The sequence below is a fragment of the Mycolicibacter virginiensis genome (genome assembly GCF_022374935.2).
Taxonomy (GTDB): domain Bacteria; phylum Actinomycetota; class Actinomycetes; order Mycobacteriales; family Mycobacteriaceae; genus Mycobacterium; species Mycobacterium virginiense.
Window position 1 is genome coordinate 3,678,554 of record NZ_CP092430.2, and the last position, 23,434, is coordinate 3,701,987.

The 23,434-nt window shown below is 68.8% G+C and carries 25 protein-coding genes, 2 pseudogenes and 1 riboswitch; of the genes and pseudogenes, 18 read left to right on the top strand and 9 right to left on the bottom strand.

Annotated elements, in window-relative coordinates:
* Positions 1–9: 9 nt before the first annotated feature.
* From MJO54_RS17925 to MJO54_RS17945, 5 genes are all read left to right on the top strand, one after another.
* Complete coding sequence (locus MJO54_RS17925) at positions 10–297, top strand: GNAT family N-acetyltransferase (RefSeq protein WP_046283469.1); 288 nt, start codon at positions 10–12, stop codon at positions 295–297.
* 2 nt (positions 298–299) lie between these two features.
* The gene (locus MJO54_RS17930; RefSeq protein WP_082108124.1) at positions 300–755 is read left to right on the top strand and encodes a carboxymuconolactone decarboxylase family protein; all 456 of its coding nucleotides are present in this window, start codon (positions 300–302) and stop codon (positions 753–755) included.
* 178 nt (positions 756–933) lie between these two features.
* On the top strand, positions 934–1,419 hold the full coding sequence (locus MJO54_RS17935; protein WP_240175258.1) for a MarR family winged helix-turn-helix transcriptional regulator: 486 nt from the start codon (positions 934–936) through the stop codon (positions 1,417–1,419).
* On the top strand, positions 1,416–1,832 hold the full coding sequence (locus tag MJO54_RS17940; protein WP_240175259.1) for a PPOX class F420-dependent oxidoreductase: 417 nt from the start codon (positions 1,416–1,418) through the stop codon (positions 1,830–1,832). Before MJO54_RS17935 ends, MJO54_RS17940 begins: the two co-directional genes overlap by 4 nt.
* Complete coding sequence (locus tag MJO54_RS17945) at positions 1,829–2,434, top strand: class I SAM-dependent methyltransferase (RefSeq protein ID WP_240175260.1); 606 nt, start codon at positions 1,829–1,831, stop codon at positions 2,432–2,434. Before MJO54_RS17940 ends, MJO54_RS17945 begins: the two co-directional genes overlap by 4 nt.
* A 21-nt stretch (positions 2,435–2,455) precedes the next feature.
* Here MJO54_RS17945 and MJO54_RS17950 read toward each other — a convergent pair whose 3' ends face one another.
* Genes MJO54_RS17950 through trpS form a run of 3 tightly spaced genes read right to left on the bottom strand, consistent with a single transcriptional unit; the run spans position 2,456 to position 5,350 of the window.
* Positions 2,456–3,391 (bottom strand): DUF5996 family protein, encoded by a 936-nt coding sequence (locus MJO54_RS17950; protein ID WP_046283474.1) that lies wholly within the window; start codon positions 3,389–3,391, stop codon positions 2,456–2,458.
* A 37-nt stretch (positions 3,392–3,428) separates the two neighbouring features.
* Positions 3,429–4,334 (bottom strand): inner membrane protein YhjD, encoded by a 906-nt coding sequence (yhjD, locus tag MJO54_RS17955; protein ID WP_105295308.1) that lies wholly within the window; start codon positions 4,332–4,334, stop codon positions 3,429–3,431.
* Complete coding sequence (gene trpS / locus MJO54_RS17960) at positions 4,331–5,350, bottom strand: tryptophan--tRNA ligase (protein ID WP_105295307.1); 1,020 nt, start codon at positions 5,348–5,350, stop codon at positions 4,331–4,333. The genes yhjD and trpS overlap by 4 nt, the downstream gene beginning before the upstream one ends.
* Positions 5,351–5,428: 78 nt before the next feature.
* Here trpS and MJO54_RS17965 point away from each other — a divergent pair, with 78 nt between their 5' ends.
* The 6 genes from MJO54_RS17965 (at position 5,429) to cobM (ending at position 10,721) form a co-directional block, all read left to right on the top strand.
* Complete coding sequence (locus MJO54_RS17965) at positions 5,429–6,094, top strand: TetR/AcrR family transcriptional regulator (RefSeq protein ID WP_065152471.1); 666 nt, start codon at positions 5,429–5,431, stop codon at positions 6,092–6,094.
* Positions 6,091–6,750, top strand: a complete 660-nt coding sequence (locus MJO54_RS17970) for an enoyl-CoA hydratase-related protein (protein WP_065152472.1) — start codon at positions 6,091–6,093, stop codon at positions 6,748–6,750. Before MJO54_RS17965 ends, MJO54_RS17970 begins: the two co-directional genes overlap by 4 nt.
* 216 nt (positions 6,751–6,966) lie before the next feature.
* Positions 6,967–7,779, top strand: a complete 813-nt coding sequence (locus MJO54_RS17975; RefSeq protein WP_240175261.1) for a ferredoxin-like domain-containing protein — start codon at positions 6,967–6,969, stop codon at positions 7,777–7,779.
* Complete coding sequence (locus MJO54_RS17980; RefSeq protein WP_240175262.1) at positions 7,776–8,441, top strand: precorrin-8X methylmutase; 666 nt, start codon at positions 7,776–7,778, stop codon at positions 8,439–8,441. The genes MJO54_RS17975 and MJO54_RS17980 overlap by 4 nt, the downstream gene beginning before the upstream one ends.
* 10 nt (positions 8,442–8,451) lie before the next feature.
* Positions 8,452–9,963, top strand: a complete 1,512-nt coding sequence (locus tag MJO54_RS17985; protein ID WP_240175263.1) for a precorrin-2 C(20)-methyltransferase — start codon at positions 8,452–8,454, stop codon at positions 9,961–9,963.
* Positions 9,951–10,721 (top strand): precorrin-4 C(11)-methyltransferase, encoded by a 771-nt coding sequence (cobM, locus tag MJO54_RS17990; RefSeq protein ID WP_240175264.1) that lies wholly within the window; start codon positions 9,951–9,953, stop codon positions 10,719–10,721. The genes MJO54_RS17985 and cobM overlap by 13 nt, the downstream gene beginning before the upstream one ends.
* Here the strand turns inward: cobM and cbiE are convergent.
* Positions 10,707–11,918 (bottom strand): precorrin-6y C5,15-methyltransferase (decarboxylating) subunit CbiE, encoded by a 1,212-nt coding sequence (gene cbiE / locus MJO54_RS17995; protein ID WP_240175265.1) that lies wholly within the window; start codon positions 11,916–11,918, stop codon positions 10,707–10,709. The genes cobM and cbiE overlap by 15 nt on opposite strands.
* 14 nt (positions 11,919–11,932) lie before the next feature.
* The gene (locus MJO54_RS18000) at positions 11,933–12,730 is read right to left on the bottom strand and encodes a dienelactone hydrolase family protein (protein ID WP_105295305.1); all 798 of its coding nucleotides are present in this window, start codon (positions 12,728–12,730) and stop codon (positions 11,933–11,935) included.
* A gap of 23 nt (positions 12,731–12,753) precedes the next feature.
* A riboswitch (cobalamin riboswitch) is annotated at positions 12,754–12,901 on the top strand.
* Between the two features lie 28 nt (positions 12,902–12,929).
* On the opposite strand from MJO54_RS18000, the gene MJO54_RS18005 reads away from it, so the two are divergent.
* The 5 genes from MJO54_RS18005 to MJO54_RS18025 are packed head-to-tail and all read left to right on the top strand — an operon-like array spanning position 12,930 to position 19,260.
* Entirely contained in the window at positions 12,930–14,918 is a 1,989-nt protein-coding gene (locus MJO54_RS18005) for a magnesium chelatase subunit D family protein (RefSeq protein WP_240175266.1), read from the top strand.
* On the top strand, positions 14,918–15,532 hold the full coding sequence (cobO, locus tag MJO54_RS18010) for a cob(I)yrinic acid a,c-diamide adenosyltransferase (protein WP_046283485.1): 615 nt from the start codon (positions 14,918–14,920) through the stop codon (positions 15,530–15,532). The genes MJO54_RS18005 and cobO overlap by 1 nt, the downstream gene beginning before the upstream one ends.
* Before the next feature lie 2 nt (positions 15,533–15,534).
* The gene (cobBC, locus tag MJO54_RS18015) at positions 15,535–17,892 is read left to right on the top strand and encodes a bifunctional hydrogenobyrinic acid a,c-diamide synthase/histidinol phosphate aminotransferase CobBC (RefSeq protein WP_240175267.1); all 2,358 of its coding nucleotides are present in this window, start codon (positions 15,535–15,537) and stop codon (positions 17,890–17,892) included.
* Positions 17,892–18,809: a cobalamin biosynthesis protein gene (locus MJO54_RS18020; protein ID WP_434085450.1), complete on the top strand. Its 918-nt coding sequence runs from the start codon at positions 17,892–17,894 to the stop codon at positions 18,807–18,809. The genes cobBC and MJO54_RS18020 overlap by 1 nt, the downstream gene beginning before the upstream one ends.
* A 13-nt stretch (positions 18,810–18,822) precedes the next feature.
* Positions 18,823–19,260: a GNAT family N-acetyltransferase gene (locus tag MJO54_RS18025; protein ID WP_240175269.1), complete on the top strand. Its 438-nt coding sequence runs from the start codon at positions 18,823–18,825 to the stop codon at positions 19,258–19,260.
* Positions 19,261–19,265: 5 nt separating this feature from the next.
* Here the strand turns inward: MJO54_RS18025 and MJO54_RS18030 are convergent, their stop codons facing one another.
* On the bottom strand, positions 19,266–19,628 hold the full coding sequence (locus tag MJO54_RS18030; protein WP_065152480.1) for a hypothetical protein: 363 nt from the start codon (positions 19,626–19,628) through the stop codon (positions 19,266–19,268).
* Positions 19,629–19,737: 109 nt separating this feature from the next.
* Between MJO54_RS18030 and MJO54_RS18035 the strand changes: the two are divergent.
* A pseudogene (locus tag MJO54_RS18035) lies at positions 19,738–19,974 on the top strand (HNH nuclease); the annotation flags it as partial.
* Positions 19,975–20,029: 55 nt separating this feature from the next.
* On the opposite strand, the gene MJO54_RS18040 reads toward MJO54_RS18035, so the two are convergent.
* Positions 20,030–21,328: an IS256 family transposase gene (locus tag MJO54_RS18040; RefSeq protein ID WP_396876353.1), complete on the bottom strand. Its 1,299-nt coding sequence runs from the start codon at positions 21,326–21,328 to the stop codon at positions 20,030–20,032.
* Between the two features lie 107 nt (positions 21,329–21,435).
* Between MJO54_RS18040 and MJO54_RS18045 the strand changes: the two are divergent.
* Positions 21,436–22,593: pseudogene (locus MJO54_RS18045) on the top strand (HNH endonuclease signature motif containing protein); the annotation flags it as partial.
* 6 nt (positions 22,594–22,599) lie between these two features.
* Here MJO54_RS18045 and MJO54_RS18050 read toward each other — a convergent pair.
* Both MJO54_RS18050 and MJO54_RS18055 read right to left on the bottom strand, forming a co-directional pair.
* On the bottom strand, positions 22,600–23,025 hold the full coding sequence (locus MJO54_RS18050; protein WP_240175270.1) for a nitroreductase family deazaflavin-dependent oxidoreductase: 426 nt from the start codon (positions 23,023–23,025) through the stop codon (positions 22,600–22,602).
* 14 nt (positions 23,026–23,039) lie between these two features.
* On the bottom strand, positions 23,040–23,330 hold the full coding sequence (locus MJO54_RS18055) for an antibiotic biosynthesis monooxygenase family protein (RefSeq protein ID WP_046283492.1): 291 nt from the start codon (positions 23,328–23,330) through the stop codon (positions 23,040–23,042).
* Positions 23,331–23,434: the final 104 nt, after the last annotated feature.

Below are 23,434 nucleotides of genomic sequence, written 5' to 3' on the forward strand. Positions count from 1 at the left end.
GCTGCAAAGATGAGCGAACCGACCGTCACCCACGACAACGGGCAGTACAAGATCACCGTCGACGGCGAGCAGGCCGGGTTCGCCGACTACCTCGAACGCGGCGATCAGCGGGTCTTCCACCACACCGTGATCGACAAGGCGTTCGGCGGGCGTGGCCTGGCCAGCACGCTGATCGGTGCAGCCCTGGCCGACACCCGCGCGGCGGGTAAACGCGTCGTACCGACCTGCTCGTTCGTCGAGGCCTACATCACCAAACACCCGGAGTTCGCCGACCTCGTCGACCCGGCCGGCGACTGATCGTGACGCGGATTCCCGTCAACAAGCAGTCCGCGTCGGTCTACCGGTCCTACCTGGACGCCGCAGCCGAGGTGCGAGCACGCGCCGAAGAAGCCGGATTGTCGCGGACCGTCCTGGAGCTGGTGAATCTGCGGGTGTCGCAGATCAATGGGTGCGCGTTCTGCCTGAACCTGCACAGCAAGGCCCTACTGGAGACCGGTGACACCGTGCAGCGGATCGCGGTGCTGCCGGCCTGGCGAGACACCCAGCTGTTCTCCGACACCGAGCGGGCCGCCCTGGAGATCGCCGAAGCGGTCACCTGGATCTCCGACACCCACCTGGATGACGACGAGTACACGTTGCTGCGCGAGCACCTCACCGACGATCAGGTTTCGCTGTTGATCTGGTCGGCGATCACGATCAACGCGTTCAACCGCGTGTCGATCATGAGCCGCTACCCGGTGCGCGCCGAGAAGTAAGAAACCGCCTACCCCGCCGGGGTGAAGCGCGGCCCAGCTTGGCCACATAGTTCAAATTTGTATTACTTGGTTGGTGTAGCTATGGTGGTGACATACAGCCGCTTAGTAGCTACAGCGGCCCCGATAGTCGCCCGTTAGTCAAAAGACGTACGACTTTCCCCTGGAGACGAGGTGCGCAGTGCCCGACCACAAGTTGTCCGACCACAAGTTGTCCGACCGACAGGCGCAGGCCTGGGGCGCCTATATCGCGAGCAGCATCGAACTCGAGACCCGGCTCGACGAGCTGCTGCGCGAGCGGACCGGCCTGACGCTGATCGACTATCACCTGCTGATGCTGCTCGCCGCGGCACCCGAACAGCGCATGCGCATGAGCGAACTCGCCGACCGGATGGTCTTCTCCCGCAGCCGGATCACCTACCAGATCGATTCGATGACCAAACGTGGGCTGACCGTACGGGAATCGGCCCCCGACGACCGGCGGGGCTACCGCGCCGTGCTCACCGCCACCGGCCTGAAGACCCTCCAGCAGGCGATGCCTCAGCACGCCCATTCGGTTCGCGAGCTGTTCCTCGATGACTTGGACGCCGAGGAATTGGCTTGCGTCGAACGCATCTTCAGCCGGCTACGCAACCGGCTCAGCGACGAACGAAAGGCGCGCGCATGACATTCACCCCCGCCGAGCTGGCCTACCTACGCGACGAACCGATCGGCCGATTGGCCACCCTCGGCCCCGGCGGCGACCCGCAGATCAGGCCGGTCGGTGTCCACCTCGGTCCGGACGAGACCACGATCGACATCGTCGGCCATGCACTCTCGCAAACCCAGAAGTGGCGCAACGTGCTCCGGGAACCCCAGGTGGCCTTCATCGTCGACACCGTGATCTCGGTACAACCGCCGCAAGCCCGTGGCATCGAGATCCGCGGCATCGGTACCGCGCTGCTCGGCGCGGGAAGCACCGAAGGCGGGCTGTCCGGCGACATCATCCGGATCACCCCGCGGCGGATCGTGGCCTGGGGCCTCGACTCGCCGGGCACCACCGCCCGCGATGTGACCGACAACGAAAGGAACACACCATGACACACAAGATCGACTGGGATGACGCCTACCGGCAAGAGCTGACACCTGCGTGGAACATCGGTGCGCCGCAACCGGAATACGCGGCCTTGATCGCGCGGCCGGGCACGGTGCGCGACGACGTGCTCGACGCCGGCTGCGGCCACTCCGAACTGTCCCTGGCACTGGCCGCACGCGGTCACACGGTGGTCGGCATCGACCTGTCCCCCACCGCGGTCGCGGCCGCCACCGCTGCCGCCGCCGAGCGCGGCCTGAGCACCGCCACTTTCGCCGCGGCCGACATCACCGCATTGACCGGGTACGACGGCCGGTTCTCCACCATCTTCGACAGCGGGCTGCTCCACGCCCTGCCCGACGAGCTGCGGGAGAACTATCTGCGGGCCATGCATCGCTCGGCGGCTCCGGGAGCGAGGTTCTACATTCTGGCCTTCGGCGTCGGCGCCTTCGCCGACCATGAGGGTCCGACACCCACCCAGTTCACCGAAGAGCAGCTACGCGAAGAGGTTTCGGCGTGCTGGGTCGTCGATGAGGTTCGCCCTGCTCCACTGTTCGCCACGTTCGGTCAGATGCCCGGTTTCCTGCTGACCGCGCACCGCCCGGAGTGATCTGAGCCTGGCGGGAGCCGCTCACCCACGGGATTGCACCCGCCAACGGTCCGGGTCCGCTTCCAGGGCAGCGCGATCCCAGTTGCCGCGCACCGCCGCCGCTTCATAGGTGTCTTGCAGGAACTCCAGCAGGACCCGGTCCGGGTCGGGCGCTTGCCGCACCGCCTCGTAGGGCAGCACGAACTCGCCCATCTGCTTGCTGTAGAACGCGTCGGCGGGGCGGACCGGATGATCGGCGAAGCCATCGGGTTCGGGGTAGGCGTACGCATAGAAGCCACCTTCGGCGCCGCCGCCCGGCCAGAACCCGCAGCTGCTGAGTTCGTGTGAGTAGCCTTCCACCATCACCCAGTCGCCGCAGTTGGGTGCGCCCCCGGGGTGCGTCGGGGCGCTTCGGCCCGAGAACCGGGTACAGGCAAGATCCATTGCCCCCCAAAAGAAATGCACGGGGCTGACTTTGCCGATGAACCGGGATCGGAATCGTCCCAGCACTCGGTGCGCCTGCACCAGTTGCCGCCAGAACAGGTGGGCGGCCTGCGGGTCATAGGAGGCGTGCTCGACGTCGTCGGCGAACGGTACGGCGGGCTCGACCTCGTTGGGGTGCGACTGAATATGCGTCTGGAGGCCCAATTCGGCCAGCATGGACATGACCGTGGTGTAGAACTCCGCCACCGACTGCTCCCGCAGCGGAGTGGCCCGGGTGGCACCGGAGCTGCTTCGGATCACCAACCGGTGGTCGATGAAGTCGAATTCGATGTCGAAAACATCGCTGCCGTAGGGGATCGCCGAGGTGGTCAACCCTCGCGCGGTGACATACATCGTCACCTGCCACCAGTGGTTCACCAAGGGCGCGTGCGCCAGGCGGATCTTGCCGATGATCTGGGTCCACATGTGCAGGGTGTCCCGAGTCGGACCCCAGTCCTCGACGCGAAGACTCGGCCAGGTGGATTCGCGCGTCATGGTCCCCTACTACCCGTTTCGGGGGCTGGTCACACCGTCAGTCGGTGCGCAGGTTGTCCGCCGACGTCGCGGCCCATGCGGTGGCGAACAGGATGAGCCGGGCGGTGACGTAGGCGAATACCAGCAGGCCCAGGACCGGTCCGAACACCGCCCCGGCCGGGCCGTTGATCACCGACTGCAGATACACCGAGCCGGCCTGCTTGAACAGTTCGTAGCCGACCGCGGCGATGGCACCGGCCTCCATCGCGCTGCTGAAGCTCACCGACTCCCGGGGCAGCCGGGCGATCATCCAGGTGAACAGCAGCCACGACACCCCGGCCGCCATGATCAGCGACGCGACCCGCAACAGCCCACCCAGCAGGGTGAAATCAGGAACGCCCAGCCAGCGCAGGACACTTCGCATCAGCTTTGGGTCGGACAGGGCAGTCAGGGCGATGGTGGCCAGCATGGCCCCGAACGCCCACACCATCGCCAGCAGATCCGACAGCTTGGAAGAGACGAAACTTTGTTTGTCCGAGCGGGTTTCCCACATCTCCGACAGCGCCTCGCGCAGGTTGGCCATCCAGGTCAGCCCCACCCAGGCGGCGGTCGCCAGGCCGATCACCCCGACGGAGGCCCGTGAGGAGATCGCGCTGTCCATCAGCGTCACGAGCTCATTGCCGAACTCGCCGGGGATCGAATGCTTGATCCGGCGTTCGATCTCGTCGAGCACCTCGGGCCGACGCGACAACAGGAAACCACCCACGGAGAAGCCGACCATCGCCAGCGGGAACAGCGCGAAGATGGTGTAGTAGCTCATCCCCGCGGCGAAGAAGTTGCCCTGACCGTCGTCGTAGCGTTCCTGGGCACGCATGACGTGATCGAACCAGCCGTACCTGGTGCGCAGGCGGTCGATGACGCCCGGCTTGGTCGGGTCGGACTGGTCGGTCACGGCTTTACTCATGGCCGTGCTGGAAGGAGTCCCACCCGGTCGTACACGCGCGCCAGTGTGGCGGCGGCCGCCGCGCGCGCCCGGCTCGCGCCGGCGGCCAGCACCGCCTCCAGCTCAGCCTGGTCGGCGAGCAGCTCATCCACCCGGGCCTTGATCGGGGTGACGAACTCGGCGACGGCCTCCGCGGTCTCCTTCTTCAGGTCTCCGTAGCCGCGTCCGGCATAGCCGTTGACCAGGGACTCGACATCCGAACCGGTGACCGCGGCCTGAATGGTCAGCAGATTCGAGATGCCGGGCTTGGTCTCCGGGTCGTAGCGGATCTCGCGCTCGGAGTCGGTGACCGCCGAGCGGATCTTCTTGGCGCTTTTCGCCGGTTCGTCGAGCAGGCTGATCAAGCCGGCATCGGTGGCCGCCGACTTGCTCATCTTGGCGCTGGGGTCCTGCAGGTCATAGATCTTGGCGGTGGCCTTCGGGATCATCGGCTCGGGGACGACGAAGGTCTCCGGGAAGCGTGCGTTGACGCGCTGGGCGACGTCACGCGCCAGCTCCAGGTGCTGGCGCTGGTCTTCCCCGACCGGGACCACCTCGGTGTCGTAGAGCAGCACGTCGGCAGCCATCAGCACCGGATAGGTGAACAGACCTACGGTGGTGGAATCGGCCCCCTGCTTCTGCGACTTGTCTTTGAACTGCGTCATCCGCGACGCCTGCCCAAAACCGGTGAAACAGCCGAGCACCCAGGCGAGTTCGGCATGGGCCGGAACGTGACTCTGCACGAAGACGGTGCTGCGGGCCGGGTCGATGCCCAGCGCGAGGTACTGGGCGGCTGTCACCAGCGTGCGGCGGCGCAGCGTCTCCGGGTCCTGCGGCACGGTGATGGCGTGCAGGTCCACGACGCAGAAGAACGCCTCGTGATCGTCCTGCAGGCTGGTCCACTGCGCGACCGCGCCGAGGGCGTTTCCGAGGTGAAGCGAGTCGGAGGTCGGCTGGGCGCCGGAGAATACGACGGGACGGGATCCGGGAGTGCTCATGATTGTCCGATCCTGTCACGCCGGAGTCCGGATGACCGCACCTGGTAACAGAGCACTTGCTCTGTTACGGTGACGGCCATGCCCCGCCCGCGCGTGTACGACCCCGAGCAGGTGCTCGACGCCGTCGAGACGCTTGCCGCACGGTCCGGCCCCTCCGCGGTGACCATTCGCGCCATCGGGGAGGCCACCGGCGCCTCCAACGGTGCGGTCTACCACGGGTTCGGCTCGCGGGCCGGGCTGGTCGCCGCCGCGTGGCTGCGGGCCACCCGGCGCTTCCTGGCGGTGCAGGGCGAGCTGGTGGACGCGGTCTGCGACCCACTCGAGGCCGTGGTTGCCGCCGCCGACGCGCCAGTGGTGTTCGCGCAGCGTCATCCCGACGCCTGCAAGCTGCTGTTCGCGATCCAGCGCGACGAACTGCCCGACGACGACCTGTCTCCGGAACTGGCCGAGCAGCTCCGCGGCGCCGACGCCATGCTGATCGGCTTGCTCATCCGGCTCGCGGACGCCCTGTGGCAGCGCCACGACGCCGCCGCCGTCGACACCATCACCACCTGCGTCGTCGATCTACCCACCGCTATCGTGCTCAGCCGAAACCGGTTGGGCAGCACCATCGCCCGTGCCCACCTACACGCGGCGGTCCGCGCCGTGTTGTCGGTCGGGCCACCCCTGGCGGTTCAGCGAGGCTCGACGGAGGAGAGCCGAAGCTGGGACCGCCGCATGAATCAGAAAGGATCCACCCCATGAACCTGACCTATGACGACACGATCGCCGTGCTGGACCTCGGCGACGACGAGAACCGGTTCTCCCCCGACTTCCTCGACGAGATCAACGGGGTGCTCGACGACGTGCTGGCCGCCAACGCCGAGGGGAAGGCACACGGCCTGGTCACCACCGCGGGCGGCAAGTTCTACACCAACGGCCTGGACCTCGACTGGCTGATGGCCAACGGCGACCGCACCGACTGGTACGTCGGCCGGGTGCACGCCCTGCTCGCGCGGGTGCTGACCCTGCCGATTCCCACCGCAGCGGCCGTGGTCGGACACGCGTTCGGGGCCGGCGCGATGCTGGCGCTGGCCCACGACTTCCGGGTGATGCGCGCCGACCGCGGTTTCTTCTGCCTGCCCGAGGTCGACATCCGGATTCCGTTCACGCCGGGGATGGCGGCGCTGATCCAGGCCAAGCTCACCCCGCAGGCTCAGGTGGCGTCGATGACCACCGGCCGCCGGTTCGGCGGCGTGGACGCCGCGACCTTCGGCATCGTGGACAGCACCGCCGCCGAGGGCGCGGTCACCCCGGCCGCGACCGAGTTTCTGCGGCCGCTGGCCGGCAAGGATTCGGGCACCCTGGGCGCGATCAAGGACACCATGTTCGGGCCGGCGGTGGCGGCGCTCGGCGGGTAATCCCCATGAGTCCCAGCCGTCAACGGAGGGCAGGCGCATGATGGTTGCCCGCCTCTGAGCGACAATCAGGCGGTGCACCCACACGCACGCACCGGCGCGAACCGGACTCGTTGCGAACCGCACTCGTCTTGTCGCTCCAAGCCGGGCAACTACGGTATGCCGTCCCCCACGTGGCGGGTGTGACCGATGAGAGCTAGAGCCGACCGATGCCCAGGCGTGCTACGCCCCTGGGCGGCCGACGACGGACTGCTGGTGCGGCTACGCCTGATCGGGGGCCGGCTACCGGCCGCCTCACTGGCCCGGCTGCTGCAGGTCAGCGCCGAGTTCGCCGACGGCTCGGTGTACCTGACCAAGCGGGCCAACCTGCAGTTGCGCGGGTTGGCCGATAACGCTGGCGCGCTGGCCCCCGACGCGGTGGCCGCCCTGGAATCAACCGGGCTGTTGCCGTCGCGCAGCCATGAGCTGGTCCGCAACATCCTGGTCTCGCCGCAGACCGGCTATGCCGGCGGACGGGCGGACCTGCGCCCGGTGGCGACCGGGCTGGATGCGCTGCTGTGCGCCGATCCGCGACTCGCCAGGCTGTCCGGCCGCTTCCTGTTCGTGCTCGACGACGGCCGCGGCGACCTGATCGATCGGCAGAGCGACGCGGGCCTGGTGGCGCTCAGTGACGCCGAAGCCCAGCTGCGAATCGGTGACGACTGGGGTGCCGTGATCGGTCTCGATGGCGCCGCTGCCCGGCTCGCCGAGCTGGCGGCTGCATTCCAGGAAGCACGCGGCGAGCAGCCGGACGCGCCGTGGCACGTCCGCGAACTCGGTCGGCCTCTGCAACGTGCCCTCGCCGCCGACCCGCGCGTCCCGGCCCCGTCGGGTCCGTTACCGTTTGGCAGCGTGCCCGGCGGCACCCACGTGCACGTCCCCGACGGCGTGCTCACGCCGGACCACGGGCGATCGCTGATGGAGCACACCGAGCTCGTGGTGACGCCGTGGCAGGGTGTCTTCATCCCCCAAGCCCAGGAGGCGAACCCGTGAGCAGGCCCACGCGCCCGTCTCGGCATTACGACTACATTGCCGACGGTCCGGCCATCTACGTCGAATCGTTCGCGACCATCCGCCGCGAGTCCGACCTGTCGCACATCCCGGCGACCGCCGAGCGGCTCGCGGTGCGCATGATCCATGGTGCCGGGCAGACCGACGTCGCCAAGGACTTGCTGATTCACCCGGACGCGGTGCCGGCCGGGCGGGCCGCACTCGACGGCGGCGCGCCGATCCTCTGCGATGCCCGGATGGTGGCGGTCGGCGTCACCGCCGGGCGGCTGCCCGCCGGAAACGAGGTGCGTTGCTACCTGCGCGATGAGCGGGTGCCAGAGCTGGCGAAGGAATGGGGTACCACCCGTTCGGCGGCGGCCGTCTCGTTGTGGGAACCCGAGCTGGCCGGTGCCGTCGTAGCGATCGGCAACGCGCCGACCGCGTTGTTCCACCTGCTGGAGACGATCATCGACGGCGGGCCGCGCCCCGCGGTGATCGTCGGCTGCCCGGTGGGGTTCATCGGCGCCGCGGAGTCCAAGGAGGCGTTGGCCGCACTGCACCGCGACCACGGCATCGACATCCCGTTCGTGACCGTGCGCGGTCGGCGCGGCGGGTCGGCGATCACCTCGTCGGCATTGAACGCACTCGCCTCGGATACCGAATGAAAGACAGAGCATGACCGGCCGTTTTTATGGCGTGGGCCTGGGCCCCGGTGACCCCGAGCTGATCACCCGCAAGGCGGCCCGGATCATCGCCGACGCCGACGTGGTGGCCTACCACGCCGGGGTCAACAAGGCGTCGTATGCGCGCACCATCGCCGCCGACCTGATCCGGCCCGGTGTTCTCGAGGAAGAGTTGCGCTATCCGGTCACCACCGGTGTCACCGATCATCCCGGCGGCTACGCCGGAGCGCTCGCCGACTTCTACGAGGCCTCGGCATCGAGGCTGGCCGCCCACCTGGATGCGGGTCGCACGGTGGCGCTGCTGACCGAGGGCGATCCGCTGTTCTACGGCTCGTTCATGTACATGCACGACCGGCTTTCGGCGCGCTTCGACACCGAGATCATTCCCGGCGTGCCGGCGTTCAGCGCCGCCACCGCAGCGCTCGGGATGCCGCTGGTGCGCCAGACCGACGTGCTGACCGTGCTGCCGGGCACCCTGGGCGAGCATGAGCTGGCGATGCGGCTGGCCGACACCGACGGCGCCATCATCATGAAGCTGGGCCGCACCTTCCCGGCCGTACGCCGGGCCCTGGCCGCCGCGGGCCGGTTGGAGCACGCGTACTACGTCGAGCGGGCCAGTCACCCGCAGCAGCGTTGGCTGCCCGTCGCCGACGTGGATGAAGCGAGCGTTCCCTACCTGTCGCTGATCGTGGTGGACGGGGACTCCCGCAACGGGCAGCGTTCTCGGACGCCGCGCGACCAGACCACTGCGATCGTTGAGCGGGTGCCTGCCGCCGCTGAACTGCTGGTGATCGGGCTGGGCCCGGGACCCGAGGGCTGGTTGACCAGCGAGGCCACCGAGGCGTTGGCCACCGTCGATCACGTGGTGGGCTACGGCCCGTACGTCGCGCGGGTTCCGCAACGCGAGGGCTTGCAGCGACACACCTCGGGGAACACCGTCGAGCTGGACCGGGCCCGTTTTGCGCTGGATCTGGCCGCCCGGGGCGAGAAGGTGGCGGTGGTTTCCGGCGGAGATGCCGGGGTGTTCGGGATGGCATCCGCAGTGTTCGAGGCGGCCTCCGATGTTCAGTATCAACATGTTTCGGTGCGGGTGCTGCCCGGGGTCTCTGCGGTGCAGGCGGTGGCTGCGGCGGCCGGGGCCCCGATCGGGGCCGACTTCGCGGTGCTGAGCCTGTCGGATCGGCTCAAGCCGTGGACGGTGATCGAGTCGCGGCTGCGGGCGATCGCCGAAGCCGATCTGGTGCTGGCGATCTACAACCCGGCGTCGCGCGCGCGGCCCGACCAGATCGCGATCGCGCGCAAAGTGCTGCTGGAACACCGGGATGCGCACACGGTGGTGGTCATCGGACGCGATATCGGACGGGAGTCCGAGGAGCTCACTGTGACCACCTTGGGCGAGCTGGACACCGACACCATCGATATGAAATGTCTTGTCCTGGTGGGGGCCTCGTCGACGCGGGTGACGGCGACTGGACGGGTTTGGACGCCGCGATGGGTGCGTTAGCGGTCCAGTTCGTCGGGGCCGGCCCGGGCGCGGCAGATCTGCTGACGGTGCGGGCCGCCCGGCTGCTGGCCGCCGCCGATGTGGTGCTCTACCCGGGCAGCTACCTGGACCCGCAGGTGCTCGCGCACTGCTCGCAGGCCGCCGACCTCGTCGACACCGCCAATCTGGATCTGGATGCGATCACCGACCGGCTGGTCACCGCGCATCGGGCGGGTCGCGCGGTGGTGCGGCTGGTCTCCGGGGATCCGTCGCTGTACAGCGCGGTCTTCGAGCAGACTCGCCGTCTCGATGCCGCCGGGGTGCCGTGGAAGGTGACCCCCGGAGTGCCGGCCTATGCGGCGGCCGCGGCGGTGCTCGGCCGTGAGCTCACGGTGCCACTGGTGACGCAGTCGGTGGTGCTGACCCGTACGCAGGCCGCCTCCACCGCAATGCCGCAACGCGAAGCGCTCTCCGCATTCGCCGCGACCGGGGCCACGTTGGTGCTGCACCTGGCGATCACCCGCATCCGGGCGCTGATGGCCGAGCTGGCGCCCGAGTACGGCGCGGACTGCCCGGTCGCGGTGGTCTATCGCGCGTCCCAGCCCGAGGAACTGGTGCTGCGCGGGACCATCACCGACATCGCCGACGCGGTCGAGGCGGCGGGCTTGCGGTCGGCCGCGGTCATCCTGGTCGGCCGCGCGGTAGCCGATCGGCCTGATCCGTGCGCCGGCGAGAGCCATCTCTATGACCCGGCACGAGACCGCTCAGGACCGGGTTAACGCCCACTGGGTGACCGCCCGGCCCGGCGTCCAGCCGGTGAGGGACCCCAGCGGCGCTGCGTGCTCCACCTGGATGCGGGTCAGCTCGCCGCCGTGTTCGCGGTAGGCCGCCGCCAACAGCGCCTCGGTCTCCAGCGTGACGCCGTGGGCCACCACCCGGCCCCCCGGCGCCAGCGCGGCCAGGCAGGCCGCCAGCACCCCATCGCGGCTCAGACCGCCGCCGATGAACACCGCATCCGGGGCGGGCAGGTCCGCCAACGCGTGCGGGGCCGCGCCACGAACGACCTGCAACGCGGGCACACCGAGGTTGCGGGCATTGTCCGAGATACGTTGCGCCCTAGCGTCGTTCGCCTCGATTGCGATGGCACGGCAGGCCGGATGCGAGCGCATCCATTCGATGCCCACCGAGCCGGCACCGGCACCGACGTCCCACAGCAACTGCCCGGGAGCCGGGGCCAGTCGCGCCAGCGCGGCGGCCCGCAGGTCACGTTTGGTGAGCTGCCCGTCGTGGTCGTAGGCGTCATCGGGCAGGCCGGCCGCCCAGCCGTACGCCGGCGGGCCGGCCAATTCCAGCCCGACGATATTGAGCCGCGGGGCCGAACCGGCAAAGCTGGCGGCGGTGGTCTCCACTCGCGATTCGGCGGCTCCCCCGAGATCGCCGAGCACCACCATCCGGCTGGCTCCGTAGCCACGCTCGGTCAGCAGGGCGGCCAGCTGCCCCGGGGTGCTCTCATCGGACGACAGCACCAGCACCCGCCGCCCCGGCGCCAACTCCCGCAGCACCGCATTCACGTCGGCGGACCTGATCACCGCCGCGGACTCCGCGGACCAGCCCAACCGGGCCCGGGCCAGCGTGACCGACGAAACCGCCGGAATCACCGTGACCCGCTGCGCTCCGAACAACTCGATGAGCGTGCTGCCCACACCGGACAACAGCGGATCACCCGAGGCCAGCGCCACCACGCGCTGCCCGTCCAGCGCGTCGAGCAGCGCGGGCAGCCCGGCGCGCAGCGGCGACGGCCAGGTGTGGCGCTGTTGACCGTCGACCGCGGGCAGCAGGTCCAGGTGACGCGGCCCGCCGATCACGACGTCGGCCGCCAGCACCGTCTGCCTCGCCGGCTCGCCCAGCCCGGCCCAGCCGTCGGCACCGATGCCCACTACGGCGATGCGTTCGGCGGGGCGGGGCTGGGCTGGCACAGCGGCGATCGTAGCTAGGTCAATCGCTGCGTGAGGAATTCCACCACCCGCTTGCGCGCCTCGTAGGCGGGGTGGCCGTCGACCTCGCGGACCTGGTCGGTGAGCACCGAGTGCGCCATCCGGGACAGACCGTGCGCGTTGCCCGACGAGGAATCGATCTCGATGACCTCGAAGGCGTCCCCGAGCCGTGCCTTGAGCGTCGCGAAGCGGTCACCGGGGGCCATCTTGTCCTCGCTGAACCGCAGGCCCAGAGCGCACAGGCCGTCGGTGGCGGCCCGGTCGGCGACGACACCGAGCTCGACCTCGGAGAGACCCGGGTCGCGGCGCTGCTTGAGCGTGAGCGGGATCGGGACCGACGGCTGGCTCAGCACCGGCGCCAGCACCGCATCGTCGACGGCCGCGGCCAGCGCGAAACCGCCGGTGAAGCACTGACCGATCACCCCGACGCCCTTGCCGGGCGTCTTCTCGTTGAGGTCGCGGGCCAGCGCCCGCAGGAACTGGGTGACCGGGCGCTGCTTGTCGGTGGCGAACGCGGCGAACTCGCGGGTCACGCAGGCCCGAGCGATCGTGGTCGCGGCGTAGCCCGGCGTGATCGCCTTACCCGGCTCGCCGAACAACGAAGGAATCGCCACGGTGAACCCGTTGTCCACCAGGTGATTTCCCAGCGCCAGCACTCCGGGGTGTATCCCCGGGATCTCCGGGATCAGCACCACACCAGGACCCTCGCCCTTGCGGTACACGTCGTGGGTGAACTCGCCACCGGTGAACGGTTCGGCGACCCATCCGGTCAAGTCTGCTTCAGGTGCACTCACTGGTCGTGTGCCCTTTCTCTCGGTCGGCGTCTGCGGCCCCGAGTGTTAGGGTATCGGCGCGAAGCGCCAGGGAAGTCGGTGTGACTCCGACGCAGGCCCGCTACGGTGTTCCGCGGCGCATTTCGGTGCGCCACGGTCAGTCCGAATACCGGCTTCGCGTCGCCAACACACAGGTGTTGGCCACACGAGCGGAGCCTCAATGCAACAGCTGTACCCCTTTCCCGCTGTCCTCGGCGGCGACCCGGATGCCCCGGGCGGCCTCGACGACATGGCGCTGGCGCTTGTCCTGAGCGCGATCTCCCCCGGTATCGGCGGGGTGCTGATCCGCGGCGAGAAGGGCACCGCCAAGTCGACGCTGGTTCGCGCGCTTGCCCAGGTGCTGCCGCCCATCGACGTGGTGGCCGGTGACCGGTTCTCTTCCGATCCCGCTGAGGCGAACCCGCTCTCCCCCGACGGCCCGTTCCCCAGCGACGCGGCCACCGAGACCCGCCCGGTGCGGCTGGTGGAGCTGCCGGTGGGCGCCACCGAGGACCGGGTGGTGGGTTCCATCCACCTGGAGCGCGCGCTGAGCGCCGGCACGGTCGACTTCGAACCCGGGCTGTTGGCGCGCGCCAATCGCGGCATCCTCTACGTCGACGAGGTCAACCTGCTGGCCGACCACCTGGTGGACCTGCTGCTGGACGCCGCGGCAATGGGGCGGCTGACGGTCGAGCGCGACGCGGTCTCGGTCACCCACGCCGCCCGGTTCGTGATCGTCGGGACGATGAATCCCGAGGAGGGCGAGCTGCGCCCCCAACTGCTTGACCGGTTCGGTCTGACCGTCGAGGTGTCTGCCCCGCGCGATCCGGTGCTGCGGGCCGAGGCGGTGCGGCGGCGGCTGGCGTTCGACGCCGACCCGGATGGCTTCGCCGCGACGTATGCCGCGGCCGAAGATCGGCTGCGCGCCCGGATCCATCAAGCCCAGGAACTGCTGCCGCAGGTGGCACTGACCGACGCTGCGCTGGTCAAGATCGGCGAGATCTGCGCGGCGTTCGACGTCGATGGCCTGCGCGGCGACATCGTCTGTGCCCGCACCGCGGTAGCTCACGCGGCCTGGCAGGGGCGCGACGCGGTCAATATCGAGGACTTGCGGGTGGCCGCCCGGTTGGCCCTGCCGCATCGGCGGCGACGCAAGCCGTTCGACGCACCGGGTCTCGATGAGGCCGAACTCGACGAACTGCTGCCACCCGAGGAGCCCGAGCCCGACCCGGACGGTCCGGGACCCGACGGGCCCGAGCCCGATGGTCCGCCGGAAGGTGGTTCGCCGCCGCCGGAACAACAGCGCGGGCCCGCACCGACCGGGCACCCTGGGCCGGGCTCCACCTCGACCGTGGGCGCCGACTCCCCGTACCGCGCCAAGCTTTTCGCGGTCGACGGCGTGGGCGAAGGACGCGCCGGCCGGCGCAGCCGGGCCCGCACCAGCTCCGGACGCCGGGTGGGCGCCACCGCATCCGGCAACGCCGGCGGATTGCACCTGTTCGAGACGCTGCGCGCCGCTGCGCCGCATCAGGGCGCCCGGGGCCGTGCTGAAGGTCGGATGATCCTGCAGGCGACCGATCTTCGACGCGCCGTCCGGGAAGGCCAGGAGGCCAACCTGGTGTTGTTCGTGGTCGACACGTCCGGGTCGATGGCCGCCATCGAGCGGATGCGCCATGTCAAGACCGCGATCTTGTCCTTGCTGCTCGACGCCTACCGTCGCCGGGACCGGGTGGCGGTGGTGACGTTTCGGGACACCAAGGCGGAGTTGGTGTTGCCCGCGACCGGATCGGTAGAGATCGCCGCCGTGCGGCTCGACGAGTTGCCTGCCGGTGGCCGCACCCCGCTGGCCGAGGGCCTGCTGGAGGCCGCGGAGGTGATCCGCCGGGAGCGGCTGCGCGAGCCGGCCTGCCGCCCGCTGCTGGTGGTGCTGACCGATGGGCGGGCCACCGCCGGAGCCGAACCGGTGGAGCGCTCCCTTCTGGCCGCCGACCAGCTTGCCGGACAAGGATATTCGGCCGTCGTGGTCGATTGCGAGAACGGCCGGATGCGACTCGGCTTGGCCCGGATGCTGGCCGAGCACTTGCGGGCCGAATACGTGCCGCTGCCGCAGGTCAGCGCCGAGGCATTGACCGACGTCGTCCGCGATGCCACCGGAAGAGGAGCCGCCTGATGCCCCAGGGACAACCATTGACGGTGCCCGACGACAACCTGACCACCCGCCAGCGCCGCAACCGGCCGCTGCTGATGGTGCACACCGGCGACGGCAAGGGGAAGTCCACTGCCGCATTCGGATTGGCGCTGCGCGGTTGGAATCAGGGCTTCAATATCGGGGTCTTCCAGTTCGTGAAGTCCGCGAAGTGGCGGGTCGGCGAACAGACCGTGCTCGAGCGGTTGGGCGAGCTGCACGCCGAGACCGGTGAGGGCGGCCCGGTGCAGTGGCACAAGATGGGCTCGGGCTGGTCGTGGAGCCGCAAGGCCGGCGGCGTGGAGGATCACGCCGGCGCCGCCGCGGAGGGCTGGGCCCAGATCAAGGAACGCCTGGCGGCACAGACCCACGACCTGTACATCCTCGACGAGTTCACCTACCCGATGGGTTGGGGCTGGGTGGACGTCGAGGACGTGGTGGAGACCTTGGCCAACCGTCCGGGCCACCAGCACGTCGTGATCACCGGCCGGCGCGCCGATCCGCGGTTGATCGAGGTCGCCGACCTGGTCACCGAGATGACCAACATCAAGCACCCGATGGACGCCGGCCAGAAGGGCCAGCGCGGCATCGAATGGTGAGCGTGGTGGGCGTTCCCCTACCCCGGCTGGTCATCGCCGCACCCGCATCCGGGCACGGCAAGACCACGGTGGCGGTCGGAGTAATGGCCGCGCTGGCCGCCCGCGGCGTGCAGGTCAGCGGACACAAGGTCGGCCCGGACTACATCGATCCCGGCTATCACGCGCTGGCCACCGGCCGGCCGGCCCGCAACCTGGATCCGTATCTGGTCGGCCCCGACCGGATCGTGCCGTTGCTGCTACACGGCGCCGCGGGCGCGGACGTCGCCGTGATCGAAGGCGTGATGGGGCTTTTCGACGGGCGCCTGGGCACCGACGGTGAGGCCTCCACCGCGCACGTCGCGGCGTTGACGGCAACGCCGGTAGTACTGGTCGTCGACGTCTCGCATGCCTCCCGGACACATGCCGCGGTCGTAGCGGGCCTGGCCGGTTTCGATCCGGCGGTGCGCATCGCCGGGGTGGTGCTCAACAAGGCCGGCAGCGCGCGGCACGCCGATGAAGTCGTTGCCGCGTTGCGCCCCAGCGGTATTCCGGTGCTCGGGGTGTTGCCCCGCGACGCGGGCGTGCAGACGCCGTCGCGGCATCTCGGGCTGGTGCCGGCGGCCGAGCGCGACGAATCGGCCGCCATGACCGCTCGACTTGCCGAGCTGATGGAGCAGCACGTGGACGTGGACACGCTACTGGCGGTGGCCCGCCAGGCTCCGGAATTGACCGGCAACGCCTGGGAGCCGGCCGCCGAGGTCCGTGCCGCCTCGGGGCGCCGGCCGGTGGTGGCGGTCGCCGCCGGACGCGCCTTCACCTTCGGCTACACCGAGACCTTCGAGCTGCTGCGCGCCGCCGGTTGCGAGGTGGTCAGCTTCGACCCCCTCACCGACAGATGTCTGCCGACCGGCACCGCCGGGATCTATCTGGGCGGCGGGTTTCCGGAGGTCTACGCAGAACCGTTGGGCGCCAACACCGCCCTGCTGGGTGCGCTGCGGGCGGCGATCGCGGCGGGCGTGCCGACCGTCGCGGAGTGCGGCGGGCTGGCGTATCTGTGCCGTCGGGTGGGTGATGACGCCGGGGTCGGCGCGCTGCCGGGTGATGCGGCGATGACCCCGCGCCTGACGTTGGGCTATCGGGAAGCCACGGCGGCGGCCGACAACCTGCTGGCGCGGGCGGGAGATCGGGCCAACGGACACGAATTCCACCGCACCCAGGTCGTTTTCGATCACGCTGTGAGCGCGGCCTGGCAGCTTCCCGACGGCCCGGACGGTTTTGGCTCGACGAGCCTGCATGCGTCCTACCTGCACACCCATTGGGCCGGACATCCCGGGTTGGCGCAGCGGTTCGCGAACGCGGTACACGGTTTCAGCGGCCCGGATCTGCACCATCACGGCGATGTCGAGGCCGCACCCGGGCTGCTCGATTTCGCGGTCAACGTCTACGCCGGGCCACGACCGGACTGGCTCGAGCGCGCCCTGCATGCCTCCCTCGACGACGCCGTGGCCTACCCCGAGGCGTCGGCGGCCCGCGCCGCGTTGGCCGCCCGGCACGGTCGCACCGCTACGGAGGTACTGCCCACAGCGGGCGCGTCGGAGGCCTTCGACCTGGTGGCTCGCATGCGGCCGTGGCGCTCCCCGGTGGTGGTGCATCCGCAGTACACCGGCCCGCATGCCGCATTGACCGCCGCGGGCCACAGCGTCGGTACAGTGCTGTGCACGGCCGACGACGGCTTCGCGCTGCACCCGGATGCGGTGCCCGAGGACGCCGACCTCGTCGTCGTCGGTAATCCGACCAATCCCACCGGGGTGTTGCATCCGGCGCAGACGCTGCGTCAGTTGTTGCGTCCGGGCCGGGTGGTGCTGATCGACGAGGCGTTCCTCGATGCCATTCCCGGTGAGCCGGAAACCCTGTCCGGAGAGCGTCATTCGGGGCTGTTGGTGAGCCGCAGCCTGACCAAGCACTGGTCGATACCCGGGGTACGCGCGGGATACCTGCTCGGCGATCCCGCGCTGCTCGCCGAGGCCGCACGACTGCAGATCCCCTGGTCAGTGTCCGCATCGGCGTTGGCCGCCATGCTGGCCTGCTCGGATGAGCGAGCGTTGTGCGAAAGTGAGCTGCGGGCTCGGCAATTGACGTCGTGGCGGGCGCACCTGGATGAGGGGCTCGCCGCGCGCGAGGTGCGGTTCGTCGCGGGCTTGGCCCCGTTCGTTCTTGCCCAGGTCGGCCGTGGGGTGCATACGGCGTTGCGCGAGCGCGGAATTGCCGTGCGACGCGCCGATACTTTTCCCGGCCTGGATGACAGCTGGGTGCGGATAGCGGTACGGCCCCCGGACCTGACCGACCAGCTGCTGGCCGCACTCGACCGGATTCGGCGGTGATTGCTTCCCGGACACTCGGGCTGGCGCTCGGCTACGCCGCCGACCGCGCCTGGGGCGATCCACGGCGGCTGCATCCGGTCGCCGGATTCGGGACGTGCGCGCTGGCGTTGGAGCGGCGGCTTTACCGCGATGATCGGGCAAGCGGGGTCGCCCACATCTTGGTCTTGGTCGGGAGCGTCATCGGGCTGGCCTACGCGGGTGAGCGTTCAGCCCGCAATCCGTTGGCCCGCACGGCACTGACTGCGGCCGTCACCTGGGCGGTGCTCGGCGGCCGGTCACTGGAACGCGAAGCCGAGACCGTGCACGCCTTCCTGGCCGCCGGCGACCTGGAGTCCGCCCGGACCCGGGTGCGCAACCTGGTCGGTCGTGATACGACCGCGTTGGGTCCAGACGAGGTCGCGCGTGCCGTCGTCGAATCCGTGGCGGAGAACACCTCCGACGCGGTGGTGGCATCGCTGGTGTGGGGTGCGGTGGCGGGCATTCCGGGCCTGGTCGCACACCGCGCCGCCAACACACTGGATGCCATGATCGGGCACCGCAACGCCCGCTACGACCGGTTCGGCTGGGCGGCAGCACGATTGGATGACCTGCTGGGATTGCCGGCTTCCCGGTTGAGCGGTGTCCTGGCAGCTGCCCTGGGCCCTGATCCCGCCGGAGCGCTGCGGGCATGGCACCGCGACGCCCGACAGCACCCCAGCCCCAACGCCGGGGTGGTCGAGGCCGCCTTCGCCGGGGCGCTGGGGCTGCAACTCGGCGGGGTCAACACCTACTACGGAAATCGGCGCGAGGATCGCGCCCGGATGGGCTACGGTCGGGCGCCTGCGCCATCCGACATTCCGCGGACGACGCGGCTGGCCCGGCGGGTGGGCGTGGGCGCCCTGCTCACCGCGGTGGCGTGGTGTCTGACCCGAGGCTGATGAGGAGGTAGCGGTGGCGACCCTCGACGGTGTTGAGTTCTCAACCGATGCTGCGCGCGTCGATCGAGATTGGCTCTGGAACGAGCTGGTCGAGCACACCTACTGGGCGAAGTACCGCACCCGCGCCATGTTCGACCGTCAGCTGGACAGCGCGTGGCGCATGGTGGGCGCCTACCGGGCCGACGACGGCGCGATGATCGGTTTCTGCCGCGCCGTGTCCGACGGTGCGGCCTTCGCCTACCTCGCGGACGTCTATGTCGCGCGCGATCAACGGGGCCGCGAGATCGGCAAAGGCCTGCTGCGGAAGATGATCGACGAAGGCCCCGGTCGGGATTTCCGGTGGACGTTGCACACCGCTGACGCACACGGCTTGTACGAGCAATTCGGCTTCGCTGTGCCTGACGCGACGTATATGGAGCGGCCGTCGCGGCTGGCGCATATCCGGGACTGAGGCCGTCAGGCGTGCGTCAGGTCCGCTGCGTGGATCTTCTCACTCTGCTGGATATCGCTGGCATTCGTCGATTTCAGCCGCCAGATGCTGACCAACCCGTCGGGGCCGGTGAGCTCGCCGGCAGCGAGCGCTTCACCGATCAGGTTTCGCACGCGTGGCTCGTCGGCGGCTTCCGCGGCGAACAGCACCCGCAATACCAGTTCGTCGCCGACAACACGGTGGGCGACGTGGTGCGGCGCTAGGGGGCACGGCGGCGGGTGATCCCAACTGCCGCACAGCGCTTGGGCGATGGCTCCGCCGGGCGCGTTCGGACTACCGCCGGGCTCCATCACCACGACCGCGTCGTGGGCGTACGCATGGCGAACCATGGGTCGCGATGCTACGGGATTTATCCACAGTTTCGGGTTGATCCACAGGGTGGCCTTTCCCGGGCTGTCTTCCGGTGTTGTTGTCGGGGGTGGTTTTTAGCGTCGGGGTATGGCAACGGTGTTGGGTGCGGTGGCGGCGCGGGAGCAGGTCTGCGCTGCACTCGATGCCATTGACGCCGCCCAGGCGGTGTTGCGGGCGACCCCGACGGATCTGGTGGGCAACGACTTTCGCATCGATATCGCCGACCGCTTGGAGACCCAAGAACGCATCAATCGCGGATTGATGTATCGGATCTTCGGCGAACTCGCCGACCCGCCCGATGGCTGCGGTTCGATCGCCGCAGCAGAGCGTGTCAAGTTTTCTGTGTAAGTCGTCTGCCTGAATAGTTCGGTTGTGGTGCTTACAGATACGGATCGATGCGATCTGGGTAGACCAGCGTGAGCTGTTCGAGGGCCTTCTTCCAGTTGGTGACCACCTGTCCTTCCACGAGCCGTCCGGGGGCTGTTCGGCAACGTTTCTGGCCGCGTTCCTTGGCCCGATCAGCGGCCCGTTTGTCCTCGATGTTGCAGATCGCCAACCAGAGCAACTTCACCACGGCGGCGTCGTTGGGGAACTGGCCGCGAGTCTTGATGACTTTGCGCATCTGGTAGTTCAGCGACTCGATCGAGTTCGTCGTGTAGATCACCCGCCGCAGCTCAGGTGGGAATGCCAGGAACGGAATGAACTGCTCCCAGGCCCGATCGAAGACCCTGGTCACCGTCGGGTTCTTGGAGCCCAATTCCGATGCCCCGAAGGCATCAAGCTCGGCGCGGGCAGCGTCGGCGTCGACCGCGGTGTACACGGGTTTGAGGGCGTTGGCTACGGCCTTGCGGTCGCTGTAGGACACGAATCGCAGCGCGTTGCGGATTAAGTGCACCACACACGTCTGCACGGTGGCCTGTGACCAGGTGGCCGCGATCGCCTCGGGGAACCCGGTCAACCCGTCGCAGCACACGATCAGCACGTCCTTGATCCCGCGGTTAGCCAGGTCAGCACACACCGACGCCCAGAACGCCGCTCCTTCGTTGTTCTGGACCCAGATGCCCAGAACATGCTTGATCCCGGCCATATCGACGCCTACGGCGATGTGAGCGGCCTTGTTGCGGGTATGGCCGCCGTCTTTGACCTTCACGATCATCGCGTCGAGGTAGATCACCGGGTACAGCGACTCCAGCGGCCGGCGCTGCCAGCTCAAAACCTCATCGGAGATCTCGTCGACGATCTTGGAGATCGTCTCATGGGAGACCTCGGTGCCGATCGTGGAGGCCAGGTGAAATTGGATGTCTCGCAATGTCATTCCACCGGCATACAGGGAGATGATCATGTCATCGAGGCCCCCGATGCGGCGTTGGCCCTTGGGCACCAGCCGCGGGGTGAACGAACCGTCCCGGTCCCGAGGCACATCCAAAGGCACCGGGCCCGCCTCAGTTAGCACCGTCTTGGGTGACGCGCCGTTACGGGCATTGGGCAGCTCCCGGCCGACCGGATCACCCTTCTCATAGCCCAGGTGATCAGTCAGCTCGGCCGCCAGCCCCCGCTCCAAGGCGAGCTTGATCAAGCCGGGCAACAAGCCGCCCTCACCGGTCAGCGCAACCTGTCCGGTATCGATCTGAGCCAGCAGCTCATCCACCGTGCCCGAGGCCCGAAGCGCCTCGGCCATCTCCACCGTGGAGCCAACCTCAACCAACTGCGAGTCCACATCCCTGTCTGTCGTCACGTCCTGAGATCCTTCCGCTTCCCGGACCTACACAGACCATCTGACACCCCCCCGCAGCACGGACCGCCCTATGGAAACGGCTGCGGATCACCCCCCGCGAGATCACCCGCCGCTGCCGCCTGGCCGCCCGCATCCGACCCCGACGCTCCCTGACCGGAGCCGTTTTGCCTCCTGAACTCCCGGCCCTAGCCAGCGCAGTGGCCGCCGGCTCTATTGGGGAAGACCACATCCGCGCGATCTGCCAAGCCGTCGACGTCCTACCCACCTCAGTAGCCCCACCCCAGATCAGTGCGGCTGAGGCCGCCCTGGTCTCCCACGCCACCGCAGTCGACGCCGGGGTGCTCACCAAAATCGGGCAACGCATCGCCGATCACCTCAACCCCGACGGCCTATTCAGCGACCACGACCGCGCACGCCGCCGCAGCCTGACACTGGGCCGCCAAGGCCCCGACGGCATGTCCAAACTCACCGGACTCCTCGACCCCCAAACCCGCGCCTACTTCGAAGCCATCGCCGCCGCGGTACGCCCCGGACGCCACCAGCCCGATCCCAGCGACCCCGCCGCCGGTGATGACCGCACCGCCGCGCAGCGCTGCCACGACGCCCTGCGCCTAGCCCTATCCACCGCCATCGGCTCGGGCAAACTCGGCACCCACCGCGGCCACCCCGTCACCGTCATCGTCACCACCACCCTCGCCGAACTCAACCAAGCCGCCCACGCCGCCGCCGACCCCACCATCGCCATGCCACCGCCGGCACTGACCGGCGGCGGATCCCGACTACCGATGCGCGACCTGATCACCATGGCCGCCCAAGCGATTCACTACCTGGCCGTCTTCGACGACCACACCAAACGCCCGCTCTACCTCGGCCGACAAAAACGCATCGCCACCGCCGATCAACGCCTCATCTGCCACGCCCGCGACCGCGGCTGCACCCGACCAAACTGCCTGGAACCGGGCTACCACTGCGAAGTGCACCACTCCCAACCCTGGGCACACGGCGGCCACACCAACGCCGACGAACTGTTCTTCGCCTGCGGCTGCGACCACACCGACACCACCGACGGCCACCAACAAACCATCCCCACCACCACCGGACGCCTCGCCTGGACCGACGGAACCGGACCACCCCAAATCAACCACGCCCACCACCCCGACGAACTCCTCAAAGGCGACCCAGACCCACCCGGCGACGAAGCCGCCTAGCAGGCGTCAGGCGTCGGTTCTGATCAGCTCCACCACCGGGATGACCCGCTGGGTGCGTTCGCGGTAGGTGGCGAAGCCCGGGTAGCGCTCGGCCTGGATCCCGTAGAGCCGATCATGTTCGGCACCGGTGATCTCGGTGGCGGTGACCGCAAAGGTGTCGGTGCCGAGTTCGACAGTCGCCGAGGGGTTCGCTCGCAGGTTGTAGTACCAGCTCGGATGGTTGTCCTTGCCCTCGTTGGAGGCGAAAACGATGATCCGGTCGCCCTCGGGGAGGTACATCATCGGGCTGGTGCGCTGCTGTCCGGATTTGGCCCCAGTGGTAGTCAGTAACAGGACCGGGGCCCCTTCGAACCGTCCGCCCAATTTCCCACCGCTGCTACGGAACTCCGCGATATTACGGGCGTTGAACTCCAGGGTGCGCTGTGCGTCCACGGGCGGCCATCTCCTTAGTCGATGCCGACGAAGTGCTCGATCACCGGTGGTGAGTCGTAGAAGCCGTGCAGCAATGCGCGCCACTGCTCGAATTCCGGCGACTTCCGAAATCCCTCGGTGTGCGCCTCAATGTTCTCCCACTGCACCAATAACAAGTAGAGGTTCGGCGATTCGACCGACCGGGACATCGAAATCCCCAGGAATCCGGGCTGGGCGGCGATCAACGGCCGCGCCTTGGCGAACGCTGCTTCGAAGTCGGCTTCGCTGCCGGGCCGGATGGGCAGTACTCCATGTTCCACAATCACGCCTGTCAGTGTGCCCGACGATGTGTGGCCTGAATTACCGCCTAAAGACTCTTGTCTGTTACCGAATGACACAGATACGTTACCTGCAACTGACAGACACAGAT

What these genes read in the sequence shown, in the direction of transcription:
- MJO54_RS17925 (WP_046283469.1), top strand. Translation starts at nt 10, where the DNA reads ATGAGCGAACCGACCGTCACCCACGACAACGGGCAGTACAAGATCACC.
- MJO54_RS17940 (WP_240175259.1), top strand. Translation starts at nt 1,416, where the DNA reads ATGACATTCACCCCCGCCGAGCTGGCCTACCTACGCGACGAACCGATC.
- MJO54_RS17945 (WP_240175260.1), top strand. Translation starts at nt 1,829, where the DNA reads ATGACACACAAGATCGACTGGGATGACGCCTACCGGCAAGAGCTGACA.
- MJO54_RS17950 (WP_046283474.1), bottom strand. Translation starts at nt 3,391, where the DNA reads ATGACGCGCGAATCCACCTGGCCGAGTCTTCGCGTCGAGGACTGGGGT.
- yhjD (WP_105295308.1), bottom strand. Translation starts at nt 4,334, where the DNA reads ATGAGTAAAGCCGTGACCGACCAGTCCGACCCGACCAAGCCGGGCGTC.
- trpS (WP_105295307.1), bottom strand. Translation starts at nt 5,350, where the DNA reads ATGAGCACTCCCGGATCCCGTCCCGTCGTATTCTCCGGCGCCCAGCCG.
- MJO54_RS17965 (WP_065152471.1), top strand. Translation starts at nt 5,429, where the DNA reads ATGCCCCGCCCGCGCGTGTACGACCCCGAGCAGGTGCTCGACGCCGTC.
- MJO54_RS17970 (WP_065152472.1), top strand. Translation starts at nt 6,091, where the DNA reads ATGAACCTGACCTATGACGACACGATCGCCGTGCTGGACCTCGGCGAC.
- MJO54_RS17985 (WP_240175263.1), top strand. Translation starts at nt 8,452, where the DNA reads ATGACCGGCCGTTTTTATGGCGTGGGCCTGGGCCCCGGTGACCCCGAG.
- cobM (WP_240175264.1), top strand. Translation starts at nt 9,951, where the DNA reads ATGGGTGCGTTAGCGGTCCAGTTCGTCGGGGCCGGCCCGGGCGCGGCA.
- MJO54_RS18005 (WP_240175266.1), top strand. Translation starts at nt 12,930, where the DNA reads ATGCAACAGCTGTACCCCTTTCCCGCTGTCCTCGGCGGCGACCCGGAT.
- cobO (WP_046283485.1), top strand. Translation starts at nt 14,918, where the DNA reads ATGCCCCAGGGACAACCATTGACGGTGCCCGACGACAACCTGACCACC.
- MJO54_RS18030 (WP_065152480.1), bottom strand. Translation starts at nt 19,628, where the DNA reads ATGGTTCGCCATGCGTACGCCCACGACGCGGTCGTGGTGATGGAGCCC.
- MJO54_RS18040 (WP_396876353.1), bottom strand. Translation starts at nt 21,328, where the DNA reads ATGGCCGAGGCGCTTCGGGCCTCGGGCACGGTGGATGAGCTGCTGGCT.